Origin of the sequence: Allobrachymonas denitrificans DSM 15123, from assembly GCF_900110225.1 — a bacterium.
Taxonomy (GTDB): domain Bacteria; phylum Pseudomonadota; class Gammaproteobacteria; order Burkholderiales; family Burkholderiaceae_C; genus Brachymonas; species Brachymonas denitrificans.
This window is the reverse complement of sequence record NZ_FOCW01000001.1, coordinates 310,346-327,610: the sequence shown is the minus strand read 5'-3', so window position 1 is coordinate 327,610 and position 17,265 is coordinate 310,346. Positions and strand designations below refer to the sequence as shown.

General features: G+C 62.0%; 17 protein-coding genes, 1 tRNA gene and 1 pseudogene. 8 read left to right on the top strand and 11 right to left on the bottom strand.

Annotated features, from left to right (window positions below; all coding sequences use genetic code 11):
- Window positions 1-13: 13 nt before the first annotated feature.
- Together BMW28_RS01560 and BMW28_RS01555 are read right to left on the bottom strand one after the other, a co-directional pair.
- The gene (locus BMW28_RS01560; RefSeq protein WP_091813061.1) at window positions 14-2,170 is read right to left on the bottom strand and encodes a cytochrome c biogenesis protein ResB; all 2,157 of its coding nucleotides are present in this window, start codon (window positions 2,168-2,170) and stop codon (window positions 14-16) included.
- 198 nt (window positions 2,171-2,368) lie between these two features.
- Window positions 2,369-3,007, bottom strand: a complete 639-nt coding sequence (locus tag BMW28_RS01555) for a c-type cytochrome (protein ID WP_091813059.1) — start codon at window positions 3,005-3,007, stop codon at window positions 2,369-2,371.
- A gap of 167 nt (window positions 3,008-3,174) precedes the next feature.
- On the opposite strand from BMW28_RS01555, the gene yihA reads away from it, so the two are divergent.
- Complete coding sequence (gene yihA, locus BMW28_RS01550; protein WP_091813057.1) at window positions 3,175-3,972, top strand: ribosome biogenesis GTP-binding protein YihA/YsxC; 798 nt, start codon at window positions 3,175-3,177, stop codon at window positions 3,970-3,972.
- Here yihA and BMW28_RS01545 read toward each other — a convergent pair.
- From BMW28_RS01545 to BMW28_RS01530, 4 genes and pseudogenes are all read right to left on the bottom strand, one after another.
- A pseudogene (locus BMW28_RS01545) lies at window positions 3,956-4,190 on the bottom strand (HepT-like ribonuclease domain-containing protein). The gene yihA and the pseudogene BMW28_RS01545 sit on opposite strands and share 17 nt — an antisense overlap.
- Window positions 4,191-4,312: 122 nt before the next feature.
- Window positions 4,313-4,603 carry a nucleotidyltransferase family protein gene (locus BMW28_RS01540; RefSeq protein ID WP_091815332.1) on the bottom strand — a complete coding sequence of 97 codons (291 nt, stop codon included), beginning with the start codon at window positions 4,601-4,603 and terminating at the stop codon, window positions 4,313-4,315.
- 74 nt (window positions 4,604-4,677) lie between these two features.
- Window positions 4,678-5,688, bottom strand: coding sequence for a lysophospholipid acyltransferase family protein (locus BMW28_RS01535; protein ID WP_234969931.1), 1,011 nt, complete (start codon window positions 5,686-5,688; stop codon window positions 4,678-4,680).
- The gene (locus BMW28_RS01530) at window positions 5,685-6,548 is read right to left on the bottom strand and encodes a lysophospholipid acyltransferase family protein (RefSeq protein WP_091815327.1); all 864 of its coding nucleotides are present in this window, start codon (window positions 6,546-6,548) and stop codon (window positions 5,685-5,687) included. The genes BMW28_RS01535 and BMW28_RS01530 overlap by 4 nt, the downstream gene beginning before the upstream one ends.
- A 279-nt stretch (window positions 6,549-6,827) precedes the next feature.
- Here BMW28_RS01530 and metK point away from each other — a divergent pair, with 279 nt between their 5' ends.
- From metK to BMW28_RS01515, 3 genes are all read left to right on the top strand, one after another.
- On the top strand, window positions 6,828-8,006 hold the full coding sequence (gene metK / locus BMW28_RS01525) for a methionine adenosyltransferase (protein ID WP_091815324.1): 1,179 nt from the start codon (window positions 6,828-6,830) through the stop codon (window positions 8,004-8,006).
- A 128-nt stretch (window positions 8,007-8,134) separates the two neighbouring features.
- On the top strand, window positions 8,135-8,338 hold the full coding sequence (locus BMW28_RS01520; RefSeq protein WP_091813055.1) for a DUF2191 domain-containing protein: 204 nt from the start codon (window positions 8,135-8,137) through the stop codon (window positions 8,336-8,338).
- Complete coding sequence (locus BMW28_RS01515; protein WP_091813054.1) at window positions 8,335-8,715, top strand: PIN domain-containing protein; 381 nt, start codon at window positions 8,335-8,337, stop codon at window positions 8,713-8,715. Before BMW28_RS01520 ends, BMW28_RS01515 begins: the two co-directional genes overlap by 4 nt.
- Before the next feature lie 124 nt (window positions 8,716-8,839).
- Here the strand turns inward: BMW28_RS01515 and BMW28_RS01510 are convergent, their stop codons facing one another.
- The 3 genes from BMW28_RS01510 to BMW28_RS01500 all read right to left on the bottom strand — a co-directional run bounded on the left by BMW28_RS01510 (window position 8,840) and on the right by BMW28_RS01500 (window position 13,160).
- Window positions 8,840-10,213, bottom strand: a complete 1,374-nt coding sequence (locus BMW28_RS01510; protein ID WP_091813052.1) for an OmpP1/FadL family transporter — start codon at window positions 10,211-10,213, stop codon at window positions 8,840-8,842.
- Between the two features lie 233 nt (window positions 10,214-10,446).
- Entirely contained in the window at window positions 10,447-11,637 is a 1,191-nt protein-coding gene (locus BMW28_RS01505) for a porin (RefSeq protein WP_159430674.1), read from the bottom strand.
- A 410-nt stretch (window positions 11,638-12,047) separates the two neighbouring features.
- On the bottom strand, window positions 12,048-13,160 hold the full coding sequence (locus tag BMW28_RS01500) for a porin (protein WP_159430672.1): 1,113 nt from the start codon (window positions 13,158-13,160) through the stop codon (window positions 12,048-12,050).
- A gap of 456 nt (window positions 13,161-13,616) precedes the next feature.
- Between BMW28_RS01500 and coq7 the strand changes: the two genes are divergently transcribed.
- Together coq7 and BMW28_RS01490 are read left to right on the top strand one after the other, a co-directional pair.
- On the top strand, window positions 13,617-14,270 hold the full coding sequence (coq7, locus tag BMW28_RS01495; protein WP_091813046.1) for a 2-polyprenyl-3-methyl-6-methoxy-1,4-benzoquinone monooxygenase: 654 nt from the start codon (window positions 13,617-13,619) through the stop codon (window positions 14,268-14,270).
- A 106-nt stretch (window positions 14,271-14,376) separates the two neighbouring features.
- Window positions 14,377-14,841 (top strand): OsmC family protein, encoded by a 465-nt coding sequence (locus tag BMW28_RS01490; RefSeq protein WP_091813044.1) that lies wholly within the window; start codon window positions 14,377-14,379, stop codon window positions 14,839-14,841.
- Window positions 14,842-15,174: 333 nt separating this feature from the next.
- Here BMW28_RS01490 and BMW28_RS01485 read toward each other — a convergent pair whose 3' ends face one another.
- Together BMW28_RS01485 and cysM are read right to left on the bottom strand one after the other, a co-directional pair.
- Window positions 15,175-15,429: a sulfurtransferase TusA family protein gene (locus BMW28_RS01485; protein WP_091813042.1), complete on the bottom strand. Its 255-nt coding sequence runs from the start codon at window positions 15,427-15,429 to the stop codon at window positions 15,175-15,177.
- Between the two features lie 12 nt (window positions 15,430-15,441).
- The gene (gene cysM, locus BMW28_RS01480; protein WP_091813041.1) at window positions 15,442-16,344 is read right to left on the bottom strand and encodes a cysteine synthase CysM; all 903 of its coding nucleotides are present in this window, start codon (window positions 16,342-16,344) and stop codon (window positions 15,442-15,444) included.
- 79 nt (window positions 16,345-16,423) lie between these two features.
- Between cysM and BMW28_RS01475 the strand changes: the two genes are divergently transcribed.
- A tRNA-Leu gene (locus BMW28_RS01475) sits at window positions 16,424-16,510 on the top strand.
- A 262-nt stretch (window positions 16,511-16,772) separates the two neighbouring features.
- The gene (locus tag BMW28_RS12990) at window positions 16,773-17,255 is read left to right on the top strand and encodes a hypothetical protein (protein ID WP_200785693.1); all 483 of its coding nucleotides are present in this window, start codon (window positions 16,773-16,775) and stop codon (window positions 17,253-17,255) included.
- Window positions 17,256-17,265: the final 10 nt, after the last annotated feature.

Genomic DNA, 17,265 nt, shown 5'->3' with positions numbered 1-17,265 from the left:
AGGGGTACTCATGTCATCGGACTCCCAGCAGTTTGTCTTTAAGCACTGCAAATTCCTTGTCGCTGTCGATATTGCGACGGTTGCTGGACAGCGCCATGGTAGCGCTGCTCGCTTGTCCCTGCTCACCTGTCGGGGTAATCCACACCCACACGCGGCGCTCGCGGATATAGAGCATGGCAAACACGCCCAGGATCAGGAACAGGCAGCCCAGATAGACCACCCACTTGCCCGGACTGCGCGTCACCTGGAACACGCTGGCCTGCACCTGCTTGAATTCCTTCATGTGGAACAGCAGGGGTTCAGGATACAGCGGCGCATCGCTCAGCGCCACCACGGCCTGGGCCATAAAGGCACGGTTCTGTTCCTTGTTCAAGTCCAGCTCGGGCAGGCCGGCCCTGGCACGCTCCACCTGCAGCAGCTCGATCAGCGTGCCATTGAGAATGCGCAGCAGCACATCGCCAAAGCGCGTCTGCTGGTCCGGCGGGATGGTTTTCTCGATGAAGGCGGCAATCGCCTGCAGGCCGAAGCTGCGGGCGGCCTCGCTGTTGGGATCGAGGCGCGCCTGCGGCAACAGCGCCGGGTCGCCGGCGAACAGCGACAGCACGCGCTCGGCCGAGGCGCTGAGCTGCTCGGTCATTTCGGGGCTTTCGGTGCCGGCATTGGCCGCCACGTAGCGCTTGACGGCCTCGGCGCGCAGCGCCGGATCCATCAGCGCCTCGCGCAGGCGCAGGAATTCGTTCAGCTCGCCCTTCTCATCAGCCGGAATGCGCAGGTAGCGGAAGGGCTCGGCGGTATTGGCGCGCACCCCGAACATGAACTCTGGCACGCCTTCGCCTGAGTTGATCGGCAGCATGTAGTTGTTGAACTCGCGCGCCTGGCCAGAAGAATCACGCAGCTTGTAGGTCACGCTCGGGCCCACGTTGCGCAACTGGTGTTCCTTCTTGTTCTGCGCCGAACCCAGGTTCTGCTTCAGGGTCTGCTGCAGGTCGACCTTGCGCACGTCCACGCCACGGTCGCCCTTGCCATCGTCGCCGAAGTTCTCGACGTTGATGGTGCGCAGGTTGGTGATCTCCAGCGTGCGCTTGTCGCTGCCGCCCACCATGGTCTGCGAAGTGCCGACCGCGCCCTTGACCTCGAACGGCGCAGTGGGATTGCCCATGCCGATGGCCTGCAGCGTGATCTCGGAGCCGCCATCCTCGAAGCTGGACTGGTAGATTTCGATGCCCTTGAAGCTGGCCGGCTTGTTCACCTCGATGCGGGCGTCCTCGCGCTTGCCGGTTTCCTTGTCGATGATGACGACCTCGCTGGCAAACACACGCGGCATGCCGGTGGGGTAATACTCGACGATGAACTTCTTCAGCTCCAGGATGAAGGGCAGCTCCTGGATCAGCACGCCATCCTTCTGGTTGAGGATGGCGTTGTCGGCCGCCGTGCCCTCCGGCACGAACAGGTTGCCGCGGAAGCTGGGGTTGCTGGCGCTCAGGCGGTGTTCGGGCTTGATGTCGGCAATCATGCCGCCGCCGGTGTAGGCACTCTTGCCGTTGAACCAGGTCTGGGCACGCACCATCAGGTCGCCATCGAACAGGCCGCCGATGCAGATCAGCACGATGGCGCTGTGCGCAGCCAGATAGCCGATCTTGTTCATGCCGCCCGCCTTGGCCGCCACCATCCAGCCTGCGCCCTGCGCGGTCTGGCGCTGCTGCAGCTTCACCTTCCAGCCGCCGCTGGCCAGGGTGCGGCCGATACGCTGGGCCGCCTGTTCGGGCTGTTCGCCAAACTGCGCTGTGGCTTTCTGGCCGAAGGCATTGAGCGCCTGCTCGCGAATGTTTTCCTTGTAGTTGCGCAGATCCTGCACGATCTTGGGCAGGTTGCGGGCAATGCACAGGCTGGTGCTCACCACCAGAAACGCCAGGATCAGCAGAAACCACCAGGCGCTGTACACGCTGTACAGGCTGAGCGCCTCGAACACGCGCGCCCAGAACGGGCCGAACTGGTTGATGTAGTTGTTGAACGGCTCGTGCTGCTTGACCACGGTGCCGATTACCGACGCCACACAGATGATGGTCAGCAGCGCAATGGCAAAGCGCATGGACGACACCAGTTCGACGGCAGAGCGCCACCAGCGTCCGCCGCTGCGTACCTGCAGGCCTTGTGTGGAAAAAGTCGTCATGCTCGGGAAAATCTGTGGTCTGGGGCAAACATCAGGCGCGCACCGCACCCGCGCACATGATACGGGTATTCACTGAAGCCGGTCTTAACCAGATTCAAAAAACACAAAAGCGGGCCGCAGCCCGCTCTTGAGGTATGGCAGGAGCCCTGCACCTGCTGCTCCGGCAGCGCGAACTGCTGGCCGCCGAAAGCGTCAGGATCAGCGCAGGCCCTGGATGAAGTCGGAAACCGCCTTGATCTGGGCATCGTTCATGCCGTTGACCACTTCGGGCATGACCTTGTCGTTGGTGCGGATGCCGTCGCGGAATTCCTTGAGCTGCAGCTCGGTGTAGCCGGCGTGCTGGCCTGCCAGACGCGGATACTTGATCGGCATGCCGGCGCCGTTGGGGCTGTGGCAGGCTGCGCAGGCAGGAACGCCACGGGCGATGATGCCGCCGCGCCAGATCTTCTCGCCCAGGGCGAGCGTATCCTTGTTGGTGGCGGCCTGGGGCTTGGCCTTCTGGCTGTGCACGAAGTAGGCGATGTTGCGCATGTCTTCATCGCTCAGCGGAGCGGCAAAGCCGGCCATGACGGTGCCCTTGCGCTTGTTTTCCTTGAATTCCTGCAGCTGCTTGATGATGTACTCGGGGTGCTGCTGGGCCAGCACCGGGTTGGCAGCAATGGTGGAGTTGCCGTCAGCCGCGTGGCAGGCAGCACACACTGCATTGAACGATGCCTTGCCCTTTTCCAGGTTGGGAGCAGCAGGAGCAGCAGCGGGCGTGGCAGCCACGGCCGAACCGGCAGCAGCCAGCATCGCGGCGGAAATCAGGGAAGCAGCAAAAGAGATAACAGGCTTCATGGTTGCATGGGTCCGTAGTGAACAGAGACCCCGGAAGACCGCTCAATCCGGGTAAACTCTTTCATTCTACAACGCAAGGTAACCAAAAATAACCCTGCCTTCATTTTCTGTTGCCATTCGCGCAGCAATGCTTGCTCCCGGGCAAGACCCTTCACAGCGATTCCGCCATGGCCGCCTCTCCGCGCTCCCCCAAGTCTGCGTCCCGCAGCAAGCCCGCCGCTCCCGCCAAACCGCCCAAGACGCCAACCGCGCTGGGCTGGACGCACACCGCGCGCTTCCTCACCACTGCCGCGCAGCTGCACCAGCTGCCCGAGCTGGACGTTCCCGAGATTGCCTTCGTCGGCCGATCCAACGCCGGCAAGTCCACCTGCATCAACACGCTCACGCAGCAGCGCCAGCTGGCCTACGCCTCCAAGACGCCGGGCCGCACCCAGCACATCAACCTGTTCGCGCTCGGCCGCCAGGGCGAGACCGATGCGGTGCTGGCCGACCTGCCCGGCTACGGCTACGCCTCGGTGCCGCTGGCCGACAAGCAGCGCTGGCAGCGCGTCATGGCCAACTACCTGGTCACGCGCAAGAACCTCAAGGGCGTGGTGCTGATGAGTGATCCGCGTCTGGGCCTGACGGAGCTGGACGAACTGTTGCTGGAAGCCATCCGCCCGCGCGTGGAGGAAGGCCTGAAATTCCTGGTGCTGCTCACCAAGTCCGACAAGCTCACCCGCAGCGAAGCCGCCAAGGTGCTCTCCATCACGCGCCTGCAGGCTGGCGGCGGCGACGTGATGCTGTTCTCGGCCCTGAAGAAGCAGGGCGTGGCCGAAGTGGCGCAACTGCTGTGGGACTGGACGCACGACAATGGTGACCTGCCCACATCCGAGAGCGGGTTCCCTGATGCAGATGCTCCCGATGAGCCGGAATGTCTTGACGACCCCGACAACATGGGAGACGACGCTAGCCCTGCTCCATAGCAGCGGCATGCACCCGAGGCAGCTGCGCCAACAGCTCGGGCAAAGCCTGCTGCACAGTATCCCAAACAAGCTCCAGATTGATCTCGAAGTAGCCGTGCGCGATGCGATTACGCATCCCCCATGCCGCGCCATGGAATTTCTGCATGGCTGGCCGCAAAATCACGATAGCCATCCATCACCTTGGTGGCCGCTTCGCCAAGAATGATGAGACTCATGATGACTGCTTGCTGCGTGCGCTTGTCCTCAAGAAAATCCGCCTTGGACAGCCCCGCTGTAAAGACTCAGGCATCCGACGCAGCCTGCTGCATGTGCTCGATATAGTCCGGCAACCGGTTGATGCTCATATGGCCCGCGCCTCCGCCAGAACAGCGGCGCGGAACTTGGCGGGCAAATCGGCCGGCGTCAGCACATCCACGGTGATTCCCAAAGCCTCCTCAAGCTCGTCCTTGAGCCCCCCAAGGTCAAACAAGGTCGTTCCCGGCTTCGCATCCACCAGAAGATCCAGGTCGCTGCCCTCTGTATCAGTGCCCCGCAACACCGAGCCAAACACGCGCGGATTGGACACACCAAAACGCTGCGTTGCTGCAAGCACAGCATATCGTCTGGCGTGGAGGGCTACGGAAGGACGCATGGTCATCAGAAGAATGCGAAAAGACAATTGCATCATTCCACATTGATGCCAAAAGTCAAATTCCGCGCTCACCCTCAATACACCGGCGGCATCCCCTCCGGCCGCGTCTTGAAGCGCTTGTGCACCCAGAAATACTCGTGCGGGCGCTTGCGCACCCAGGCCTCGAGGTAAGTATTCATGCGCTGGGTATCGGCCTCGACATCGGCCGTGGGAAAGTCCTTCCACGGCCCTTCCACATGCATGGTGTAGCCATGCGGATCGAGAAAGGTGACAGTGGTCACCACCTGCGCCCTGCCCAGCCGTGCAAAGCGTGACAGCGAAGGCACGGTGGCCGCGGGCTGGCCGAAGAAGGTCACGAAAATCGACTCCTGCGGGCCGAAGTTCATGTCGGGCAGCAGGTAGAGCATGCCCCCCTGCCGCAGCGCCGCAATGATGGGCTTCACCCCGTCACGCCGCCACACCACGCGCGCATTCTCGAAGCGCGTGCGGCCGCGCCGCAGCCAGCGGTCGGCCCCCGCATTGCGCTGCGGCGTGTAGATGGAGATGAAGTCGCGCTGCGGCAGCTGCCCCGACAAGGCCATGCCGCCGGCATCCAGCCCGACGAAATGCGGCGCAAACAGGATGGTGGGCTCATCGCCCTGCAGGGCCTGCACATCGCCCACCATGCGCAGGCGCTTGCGCAACAGCTCCGGGCTGCCATGCCAGAGCCAGATGCGGTCGAAAAAGGTCTGCACAAAGACGATGAAGTGGCGCCGCACCACGCGCTTGCGCTCGGCCTCGCTCCACTCCGGAAAGCACAGCGCCAGGTTCACCAGCGCCACATGGCGGCGACGCGGAATGGCCCAGTACAACAGGCTTCCCAGCGCAGCCCCCAGGGCGCGCCACACCCACAACGGCAGATACGCCAGCACGCCCAGCACCGCGTACCAGAGACGCTCCCGGCCGCCGAGCGGGGGCAACTCCTTTTCCTGCGGCTTCAGCGGGCGCTCCGAAGCCTTCGCCGCCTGAGCGGGCGCCCGCGCCTCGCCCACGGGTGTACTTCCCGCAACCGGGGGCGTCATGTCACGCTGCGACGGCTCGCTCATGCCACAGGCTCCTTGCCCGCCTGCTCCACCGCCGGCTGCGGCCGCGGCTGGCGATAGCGCGCATAGCTCCACATGTACTGATTGGGGTCAGCCAGGATCACCTTTTCCATCTCGCGGTTGATCTGCGCCACCGCAGGCTCCAGTTCGGCCGGCAGGGGTTCGGACAGCGGGTTGCAATGCAGCAGGAATCCCCGCCCGTGCGGCAGTCGCTCGCCCCAGATCACGATCACCTCGGCCCCGGTCTGCTGCACCAGCTTGGCCGCCAGCGTCATGGTGTAGGCCGGGCGCCCGAAGAATGGCACCCACAGTCCCTGCCCTTCCGGCGGCACATGATCGGGCAGCAGGCCCACGGCCTCGCCCTTGCGCAAGGCCTTGATCATCTGGCGCACGCCGGCCAGCGTGGTTGGCGCCGACTTCAGCCCCGGACGGTGGCGCACATGCTTCATCATCTCGGCCAGCCAGGCCTGGCGCGCGGGGCGGTACAGCACGGTGAGATCGCCATATTGCGGGCCGAATTTCTCGGCCAGCGCCTGCGCCGTGATTTCGAAACAGCCCATGTGCGGCGTGAGGAACACCACGCCCTTGCCAGCCGCATAGGCGCGCTCCACATGTTCGACACCCTGCCACTGATAGGGCGCGGGCTTGCCGAACCAGATGCGCGGCAACTCGAAAATCATGCGTCCGCCGTGCGCAATGGCGCCACGCACCTGCGCCTTGCTCAGGCCGGCCTGATCGCGGTTCTCGGCCCAGCGCTGGCGGTAGCGCGACGACAGGCCATACACCAGCCACCCCACCACGGCGCCCATGCCGTGCAGCAGCCAGAGAGGAAAACGGGCAAAAAATCGAAACAGTTGATCCATGGCAAGTGTTTGCAGCCAGGGCAGAACCTGCACTTCTGGCCGGGTTTTGACGGATTCATTACAATAGCCCCCATCGCCGAGTTAAACGAGCAACTTGCAGGGCGATCCATCCTCCGACATTGTCGCACGGGGATGCGGGAAGGCAGACCGGAACCCCCGGCCGCCAACCATCCAGGGCCTGCCCACCGGCACAGCGGCCTACTGCTAAAGCGTTCGCCAGGCTCTCGATTGGCAACGCGTCTGTTTCAACCGTGCCAACAAAAAATGGAGCTTCCCCGCATGGCGAACGACTTTCTCTTCACTTCCGAATCCGTCTCCGAAGGCCACCCCGACAAGGTTGCCGACCAGATCTCCGATGCCATCCTCGACGCCCTGCTCGAGCAGGACCCGCGCGCGCGCGTGGCGGCCGAAACGCTGACCAACACCGGCCTCGTGGTGCTGGCCGGCGAAATCACCGCCAATGCCAACGTGGACTACATCCAGGTGGCGCGCGACACCATCAAGCAGATCGGCTACGACGACACCGCCTACGGCATCGACTACAAGGGCTGCGCCGTGATGGTCTGCTACGACAAGCAGAGCAACGACATTGCCCAGGGCGTGGACCACGCCAGCGACGACCACCTCAACACCGGCGCCGGCGACCAGGGCCTGATGTTCGGCTACGCCTGCGATGAAACGCCCGAGCTGATGCCCGCGCCCATCCACTACGCCCACCGCCTGATGGAACGCCAGGCCGAACTGCGCAAGAATGGCACCCTGCCCTTCCTGCGCCCGGACGCCAAGGCCCAGGTCACCATGCGCTATCTGGACGGCAAGCCGCAGAGCGTGCAGACCGTGGTCATCTCCAGCCAGCACACGCCCGAAATGAGCGTGGGCGACAAGATGAAGCCCGAGTTCATCGAGGCCATCGTCGAGAGCATCATCAAGCCGGTGATTCCGGCCGAGATGCTGGTGGACACCGAATTCCTGATCAACCCCACCGGCCGCTTCGTGGTGGGCGGCCCGCAGGGCGACTGCGGCCTGACCGGCCGCAAGATCATCGTGGACACCTACGGCGGCGCCTGCCCGCACGGCGGTGGCGCCTTCAGCGGCAAGGATCCGACCAAGGTGGACCGCTCTGCCGCCTATGCCGCGCGCTATGTGGCCAAGAACATCGTGGCGGCCGGCCTGGCGCGCCAGTGCCAGATCCAGGTGTCGTACGCCATCGGCGTGGCGCGCCCGATCAACGTGACGGTGTACACCGAAGGCACCGGCGTGATCGAGGACCATGCCATCGAAAAGCTGGTGCAGGACCACTTCGACCTGCGTCCGAAGGGCATCATCGAGATGCTGAACCTGCAGCGCCCGATCTACACCAAGACCGCCGCCTATGGCCACTTTGGCCGCAGCGAGCCGGAATTCAGCTGGGAGCAGACGGACAAGGCGGCGCTGCTGCGGGCGGCAGCCGGGCTATGACACCTGATTGACGACCCTGAATACGAACGAGGCGCGCAAGCGCCTCTTTTTGTTCCAACATACGGGAGCCACTTGAAGTCGCATCAAATATGATGTAATGTGATAACAAATTTGATGCAGGAGCAAGTATGAGAACCACCGTGACGATTGATGATCGGCTGTACAGGCAAGCGCTGGAAGTTGCGGACGCTTCCATGGACAAGGCTGACCTGTTCCGGGAGGCCATCAAGATTTTCATCCAGGTGCAGGCCGGAAAACGGCTGGCCGCACTGGGCGGCACCGCCCCTCAGATGCAGGAGATTCCACGCCGCCGCGAAAGTGGCGAGCAATGAAACAGGTTCTGGTTGACACTTCGATCTGGGTCGAACACTTCAGGCATGGAAACTCCACGCTGGTTGAGTTGCTGAGTCTCAACCGGGTCATGGCACACCCGCTCGTGATCGGCGAAATAGCCTGCGGCACTCCCCCCCAGCGGGACCAAACCCTGAGCAGCTTGTTGCTCCTTCCGCAGCCCCAGCAAGCGGCCTTGCCGGAAGTCCTCGATTTCATCCAGCGTGAGCACTTGTATGGCCTGGGCTGCGGCCTGGTGGATTTGTTGCTGCTGTCGTCCACCCTGCTCACAGCCGGAGCCCTGCTGTGGACAGCCGACAAACGTCTTGCCAAGCTCGCACAACGATTTTTCGTCGCTTACGAGCCGGCATTGCATTAGGGTGCAGAGCGGATTCGATCTCGCCACGCAATTTTGAACCACCCAAGGTTTCGGGGAGGGTGATTGGTTAAAAAAAGAGCGCCGCACAAGCGACGCTCTTTCCAACTGGGTCAGCGGACCGGGATCAGAAGCGGTAACCCACTTTCACGCCCACGGCCACGGCGTTGTTGTCCTTGAAGTCGGCCTGATACGTTGTGCTACCGACATTGGAGGCGACCTGGGCCTTGGCATCCCCCAGCCAGAAGTACTTGGCGCCGACGCCCACGTAGAAGTTCTTGGTCGGGCTGTACTGCGCGCCGATGCCCAGGTTCCAGTTGCCCTTGGTCGGGCCCAGGGTGGTCACGTATTCGCCCGTGCCGCTGTCCCAGCCCAGGGACATGTTGCCGGCCCATTGCTCGTTGAACTTGCGGCCCACACCTACGGTGGCACTGTATTGGTCCTTGCCGTACTCGACCAGGTTGAAGCCGTTGGGCTTGCCAACGTACGGGCCAAGATCCTTCGAAACGGCGCCGAACTGGCCCGGACGGATGCTGAAGCTGGACCAGTCCACCCAGCGCAGGTTGGCAAAGGCCACCGTGTTGGGCGCCACGCCGCTTTGCAGGTCCAGGTTGACGGATTGCGGCGTCTTGATCCGCGTGGTGCCGCTGGTGCCGGCTGCACCGCCCAGCTTCTGGTAGTTGACGAAGTTTTCGGTGGTGTCCACATCATGCTTGATGGCCGAACGGTAAGTCAGCGCAGCGCGGAAGGCGATGTCGGGAATCTGGTAGGCGGCACCCGCCAGGAAGCCCCAGGCACCCGAGTTATGGAAGGTGGCGTCGTAGCCGTTGAAAACGGAGTAAGCCGCACCGCGCAGGCTCAAGTCACCCTTGACGGTCTGGTAGACCGGGCCGCCGTAGAAGTGCCAGTTCTTGTTGGGCTGGAAGCCGGCAATCAGGGAGAAACTCTGTGTGGTAACGCTGACGTTGGTCGCATCGGAACCCGTTGCCAAGGTCGAATACTTCGCTACGGCTTGACGTGCTGCAATTTGTTCGGGGCTAGGCGTGGGCGTGGGCGCGAGCAAACCCTGGACGGCCGCCTTGATCTGGTCTTGGCTCCATGTGGGGTTGGCGGCCGCCAGCTTGGCTGCCAATGGAAGCGTGGCAGCCGCCCCGCGCTCGGCCGGAGTGGTGGTAAAGATATTGGTACCTTCATAGGCAGCATCTGCACCGAACGGATGGTCGTACAGGAAGGAGAACGACCACTGGTCATTCGCCTGGTACTTGATGGCTCCGGACGGGAAGGAGTACTTGTCAGCCATGTTGGGAATGTCGCGCTTCAGGCCGATGCTCTCTTTGCCCTCCACAGTAGGAAAGAGCGAGGTCCAGCCCAGCTCGATGAGGTTGCCCTGCTGGAAAATCGGGGCCACCGGCTGGCCGGAACGATCGAGGCCGGCTGCAAATGCACCCGTGACAGGCAGCATGGCCAGCAGAACGGCGGCGCCAATAGCATTACGTTTCATCTTGTCTCCTAAACTGTGTCCAAACAACGCTTTTCGATACAGCGTATCCCATTGATTCGCTGGATCAAATTGTAAAAAGCACGCGGAAAGTTCGAATAGGGACAATCCCGAACGATCGTGCTAAATCGTTGTGTTTTGGACACTGCCCAGCTTAATGGCAGACGCAAAAAAGCCACCCCGAAGGGTGGCTTTCGCATCAAGCTGATTCAAAGCTGGCTGACGCCAGCCGTGAATTAGAACTTGTGACGCAGGCCGATGGCAGCCTTTTCAGTCTTGGCGCGAGCAGTAATGTCGTCGAAATAGCCGTTCACGCCTTCAACCTTCAGGTCGTTGCTGCGGCCAACGCGAGCGTATACGTCGGTGCGCTTGCTGAAAGCGTAGTTGGCACCGATCATCCAGTCGTTGCCCTTGCCTTTGGCCATTTGCTCACCGCTCACGCCGTCGTAGAACTTCACACGGTTGTGGCCGTATTCAGCAACCAGGGAAGCGGCTCCGAAAGGTACCAGAACGCCAATGTTGGCTTCTTCAGCCTTGGTATTCACGTTTGCATTGAGGGCATCCAAAACAGCGTTGGGACGGTTCTTGCTGTACAGGTAGTTAGCGAACAGCTTGGCTGCACCAAAATCGTAGGTACCGCCCACGCCATACTCAGTGATCTTGGACACAGTCGTACCCGCCGCCGTATCTTTCACTTGGTGACCAGCAACGCCGACCATGAACGGGCCGTTAGCGTAGCTCACACCCAGGCCGTAACCTTGGCTCTTGGTGTTTGCCGAAACATTGGTTTGCTGGCCGGTCACGGCCAATTCAGTCTTGGAGTTGCTGTATTCGCCAAAAGCCTGCACGCCAACGCCAGAGAAGTTGCCAGCGTAGTGCACACCGTAAGCACGCTCTTTGTAGCCGCCCAGCTTGTACGAACTGCCGCCCACGCCGTTCAGGTTCGGGGCGCCAGTCGTCAGTGCGCCTGCATCGAACGAAGACTGACCGTCAGCGGAGGTGGCGGTGATCAGGTTGTACAGGGGGGTGTAGTCCTTACCGAACAGCACGCTGCCGAAACCACCCTGCAAGCCCACCACAGCACGGCGGCTGAAGCCGATGCCGTCTTTGCTGTTGTCGGTGAAGGCGCCATTGATGGCGTCAAAACCCAGCTCGTAGTTGAACACAGCCTTCAGACCGTTGCCCAGGTCCTCAACACCTTTCACGCCCAGACGGCTGCCCTGCAGGCCACCGGACTGGAAGCCGGTCTTGCGGTTGGTCAGCTTACCAGAGCCATCGGGGGTGGTTACGGTAACGGTATCCTTGCTGTAGCCCAGGTTGACGTCAGCCAGACCATACAGGGTCACGGAAGACTGAGCGGAAGCGGCGCCCACAGCAGCCAGAGCAGCGATAGCAATCAGAGATTTTTTCATTGCAAGTTTCTCCAAGGTTAAACATAGGGCACCGGTTCGTGGGCTTGCGCTGGCGTTGTGCCTTTTTTGCGCAGCCCCCGGTTCCCCGGGCCAACCTCCTTTTCGGAAGTTGTCTCTATTGCACCAGAGGTTTCCCCTTTCAGCCAAGGAAAACACACTTTTATTCGCCCCATGTCGCACACCGACAACAATTGCGTTGCCTGGCCGCAACAAGTCGGCGGGAAACTGGACAATCCACGCATTCCGTGGCATTTGCATCCGGGGGCGGCTGCAGCAAGGCTTGAGAACTGACGCCTGATTGCCACCCACAGCTTACAAATCACTTGAAGTAGCATGCCAACCCGTTGCAAACCAAGAAAAAGCCACCCGACCGGGTGGCTTTCCGTCATTCCGATTTCAGGCCAGCCAGCAGCCGGCCTCATAAATCAGAACTTGTGACGCAGGCCAACGGCCACGTTTTCAACCTTGTAAGAACCGATTTCACGACCATTGGCCACTTTGGCTTTCACTTTCAAATCATCCGTACGGCCAACGCGGGCGTATACATCGGTACGCTTGCTGAAAGCGTAGTTGGCGCCCACCACCCAGTCGTTGCCCTTGGCGCTGCCGAGCTGATCGCCGTTACCGTTGTAGGCCTTGACACGGTTATGGCCGTAGCCAGCCATGACGGAAGCAGCACCAAACGGCACGCGCACGCCGATGTTGGCTTCTTCAGCCTTCAGCTTGCCCATGGAGGCACCACCGTCGGTAGCGCGCAGGCGAGCATTGATGTAGTTGGCGAACAGCTTGGCTGCGCCGAAGTCATAAGTAGCGCCTACGGCGGCTTCCGTACGCTTGATCTGGAAAGAGGAAGGATCGCTGTCGGAATAGCTGTTCTTGAACTCCTGGCCGGCCACGCCCACCATGAAGGGGCCATTGGCATAGCTCACGCCCAGACCGTAGCCCTGCTCCTTGGTGGTTTCATTGTAAGAACCCCAAGCACCGCTCTCGGTTTCGCTTACCTTGTTGTAGCCAGCGAAAGCCTGGATGCCCACGCCGGAGAAGTTGCCGGCGTAGTGCACGCCGGAGGCGCGCGGAGTGTAGATGTGGGCGCTTACGGTTTCGAAAGAGGACAGGCCGTCTACAGAGCTGGCATCCAGCAGGTTGAACAGCGGAGTGTAGTCGGTACCCAGCAGCACGCTGCCGAAGCCACCTTCCAAACCAACGACAGCACGGCGACCAAAACCAACGCCGGTGCCGCTGTGGTTAGCCAGATCACCATCAATAGCGTTGAAGCCCATTTCGTAGTTGAACACGGCCTTCAGGCCATTGCCCAGGTCTTCCACACCCTTCACGCCAATGCGGCTGCCCTGCAGGCCGCCGGACTTGAAGCCGGTGTCCTTGTTCACGATTTTACGCATCGGGATAGGGCGCACAGCGACCGCCGTCGGCATCTCCTGCCCCCACGCCGGCAGGGTAAGCGTTGTTTTGGTCTGGCCAGCATAGACATCAGCCACGCCATACAGCGTGACGGAAGATTGGGCAGAAGCGGCACCCACGGCAGCCAGAGCGGCGATGGCGATCAGTGTTTTTTTATTGCAAGTTCTCCAAGGTTAATCATGGGATACCAGTTTGCTGCAGAACGCGCATGGCGGGCATTTCCACCACCGCATCCGAGCTTCTGGCCCCAACTCGAAAGGCACCTTTATTGCAGCAGATATCGCTGCATCACCGCCAAAAAAGTTACGCTTTTCACTCTTTTCTTGTAAAAAGATGACAATTACGTAGTTTACTTACAACATATTACACCACCCGGACACATCACCAAGGTCCGGACTATCCTCGCGGTATGCGCGACATCGTATGCGGCGTCTCATGTTTCAGCTTGCCCTGATTCCCGCCGCGCCGGTTTCGCCAGACGCGTGATGACGCACCCCAAAGCCCGTCCTTACAATCACCTTTATCCCCGACGCAACATTCGGCGGCTTTCCCCTTCAACGAATTTCAACCTGTCCATGCAACACCCCTCTGCCCTGGATTCCTGGCTGCACGCCGCCGATGCCTCGCTGCGCGTGCTGTTCGCGCCCCCTCACGCCAGCGCGCCCTACCCGCCCGAGCGCGAGGGCATGCACAGCCTGGTGCAGGATGCCAAGCTGTCCGATGCCGACAAGCGCCTGGCAGGTGCGCTGATGCGCGTGAACCATGTGGGCGAGATCTGCGCCCAGGCGCTGTACCAGTCGCAGGCCCTGGCCACACGCGATCCCGAACTGCGCGCCCACTTCGAGGAAGCGGCCCGCGAGGAGATGGACCATCTGGCCTGGACCAAACAGCGCCTGGACGAGCTGAACGACCGCCCCTCCCTGCTCAACCCCCTGTGGTATGCCGGCGCCTTTGCGCTGGGCATGGTGATGGGCCGCGTGAGCGACCGCAACAGCCTGGGCTTTGTGGTGGAAACCGAGCGCCAGGTCGAGTCGCACCTGCACAGCCATCTGGAGCGCCTGCCTGCCGGCGACGCGGCTTCGCGCGTGATCGTGCAACAGATGAAGGAAGACGAACAGCGCCACGCCGATGCCGCCCTCAATGCCGGTGCCGCACCCCTGAGCACGCCAGTGCAGGGCCTGATGCGGCTCGCCGCCAAGGTGATGACGACGGTGGCGCACCGCCTCTGACCGCCGCGGGCCGGCCCCGGCATTTTCCCGTCGAACAGCCCCGCTTCGGCCCGGGCAACCGGCTGGCCCCTACAATCAGCGCTCCGGATCTTTCAGGAGAGGCACGATGGAATGCAGGGTGAGTTGGACTGGCGGCCTGGCCACACGGTCGGGCATGGGGTTTGTGGCTGAAACCGGCAGCGGCCATACGGTGATGATGGATGGCGCGCCGGATGCCGTGCGTCCGGAAAATGGCGGACAGAACCTGGCGCCGCGCCCGATGGAAATGCTGCTGGCCGGCCTGGGCGGCTGCGCCAGCTATGACGTGGTGCTGATTCTCAAGCGCGGGCGCCATGCCGTGGAGGGTTGCAGCGTGGCGATCGAGGCCGAACGCGCCGAGACCGATCCCAAGGTATTTACCCGCATCCACATGGCTTTCGAGGTGCGTGGCGCGGGCCTGCCGCAAGCCGCCGTGGAGCGCGCCATTGCGATGAGCCACGAAAAATACTGCTCTGCCAGCGCCATGCTCGGCCGCACGGCAGAGATCACGACCAGCCTCACCCTGATCGACAGCAAACAGGCTCAGCCATGACAAATTTGTGAAATTTTTCTGAATTTCTCGGAAAAATGCGGACTTAGCCCCCAAAGTGTTGCCAGGAAAGCACAGACGTTCGCAAAAAAACGAGGTTTTTGGGCAGCGCCGTGCATTTGGTCACGCTGCTTATGTGCGCTGCAGCAAAATTTTGGCTAAACTTTGAACCGTTGCATTATTCAGTTTCATGCAATAGTTGTCTCCTCCACCCTCCTATCAGGTGGATTCAGCCCCAAGTCCACAAGACTTGGGGCTTTTTTTGCTTCGTCGGGGGCAAGGAGACAAGCCCGGAGGGCAGGCGCGGCTGCCTGTGTGCGGCCCTCCTCCGGCGGCTCAGCGCCGGCGCAGATAGTGAACGCCGCGCTGGCCGTCCATCTGCTGGCTGAGCAAGGTGTTGCCAGTCTGCACGGCAAAGGCCTGGAAATCGCGCTCGGCACCCGGGTCGGTCGTGATGACGCGCAGCACCTGGCCGCTTTCCATGGCATTCAGCGCCTTCTTGGCGCGCAGAATGGGCAGCGGGCACTGCAGACCGCTGGTGTCGATTTCGGTGTCGTGGTGCAGGGGGGTTGCGCTTGCATCGGTAGGCATGAAACAGGATCCTCAGGCGGGGAAGACACCGGTAGACAGGTAGCGGTCGCCGCGGTCGCAGACGACGAAGACGATAGTGGCAGTTTCGACGGTAGCGGCCAGTTGCTGGGCCACCCAGCAGGCGCCGGCTGCCGAGATGCCGGCAAAGATGCCCTCTTCGCGCGCCAGCTGGCGGCACATGTCCTCGGCGTCAGACTGGGAGACCAGCACCAGTTCGTCCACCAGCTCGGGCGTATAGATCTTGGGCAGGTATTCCTGCGGCCACTTGCGAATGCCGGGAATGCGCGAGCCATCGGCCGGCTGCGCGCCGATGATGCGGATGGCGGGATTCTGCTCCTTGAGGTAGCGCGCCACGCCGGTGATGGTGCCAGTGGTGCCCATGGCGCTGACGAAATGGGTGATCTGGCCACGGGTGTCCTGCCAGATCTCGGGGCCGGTGGTCTGGTAGTGGATGAGCGGGTTGTCGCTGTTGCCGAACTGGTCGAGCACGCGGCCCTTGCCGTCGGCCTGCATCTGCAGGGCCAGGTCGCGCGCGTATTCCATGCCGCCGCTGCGCGGGGTGAGGATGAGTTCGGCGCCATAGGCGCGCATGCACTGGGCGCGCTCGATGCTGAGATCCTCGGGCATGATGAGGATCATGCGGTAGCCGCGGATGGCGGCTACCATGGCCAGCGCGATGCCGGTGTTGCCGCTAGTGGCTTCGATCAGGGCATCGCCGGGGCGGATCTCGCCGCGCGCCTCGGCCTGCAGAATCATGGACAGCGCAGGACGGTCCTTGACCGAACCTGCGGGGTTGTTGCCCTCGAGCTTGCCGAGCACCACGTTGCCGCGTGCCGCGTTGGCCTGGGCGCCGATGCGCTGGAGCCGCACCAGCGGGGTTTTGCCAATGAAATGTTCGATGGTGGGGTAGTGCATGCTCTGCTCGCAGTGGTGTAGAGGCCACGCCGTGGGAACGGCTTTATGTCATAATTATCGGCTTGATTCTACTTCTCCTGCCGGAGTGGCGAAATTGGTAGACGCAGCAGATTCAAAATCTGCCGGGGGCGACCTCGTGCCGGTTCGATTCCGGCCTTCGGCACCAGTTATGGCACTGGACAACAGCCAGCAGACAAGCCCGCATACCCTCATCAGGCATGCGGGTTTTTCTTTTTTCCGGCGCGGACTTGGCGCACAAGGGCCTCTCTGCGACACCGGTGTGAAAGATTCATGACACCCCCTTCTGGCGTATCAGGGTTGCCCCTAAAATCCGGCTAACCCGCCCGTATCGGTCGGACGGTATCTGGATAATGCGGATTGCCCGGCGAGAATCGGATACCAGAACCCACAGCCTAGGAAATTTCAACATGCGTGCCATCAAAGAAGCGCGGAAGCTCATCGAAAGCAACTCCAGCAGTGCCGACGCCATTACCCTGTCGCGTCTGGTGCTGGCGCTGGAGTCGGAAATCGACTTCCCGATCACCGACATCTATCTGCTGGACTATGACAAGTTCAAGCTGGCCCTGGAAATCCTGCAGGAGTGGCGCCTGGATCGCCACTTTGCCGGCAAGTCCCGCCTGTACGATGCCTCCATGCATCTGGCCGGCATGACGGCGGCGGGCGACGTTCCGGCCGCCCCGAAGGCTGCTGTCAAGCCGGCACCGAAGAAGAAGGCCGCCAGCACCAAGCCGTCCGAAGCGATGAAAGCCGCAGCCAAGGCTGCCAAGCCTGCTGCCAAGAAGGCAGCGGCCCCGAAGAAGGCGGCAGAACCGGCCAAGGCTGAAGCCGTGCCGCCTGCAGCCGAGCCGGCAGCACCAGCTGCCGCCGCCAAGGACAGCAGCAAGTCGTAAGCACGCCGGC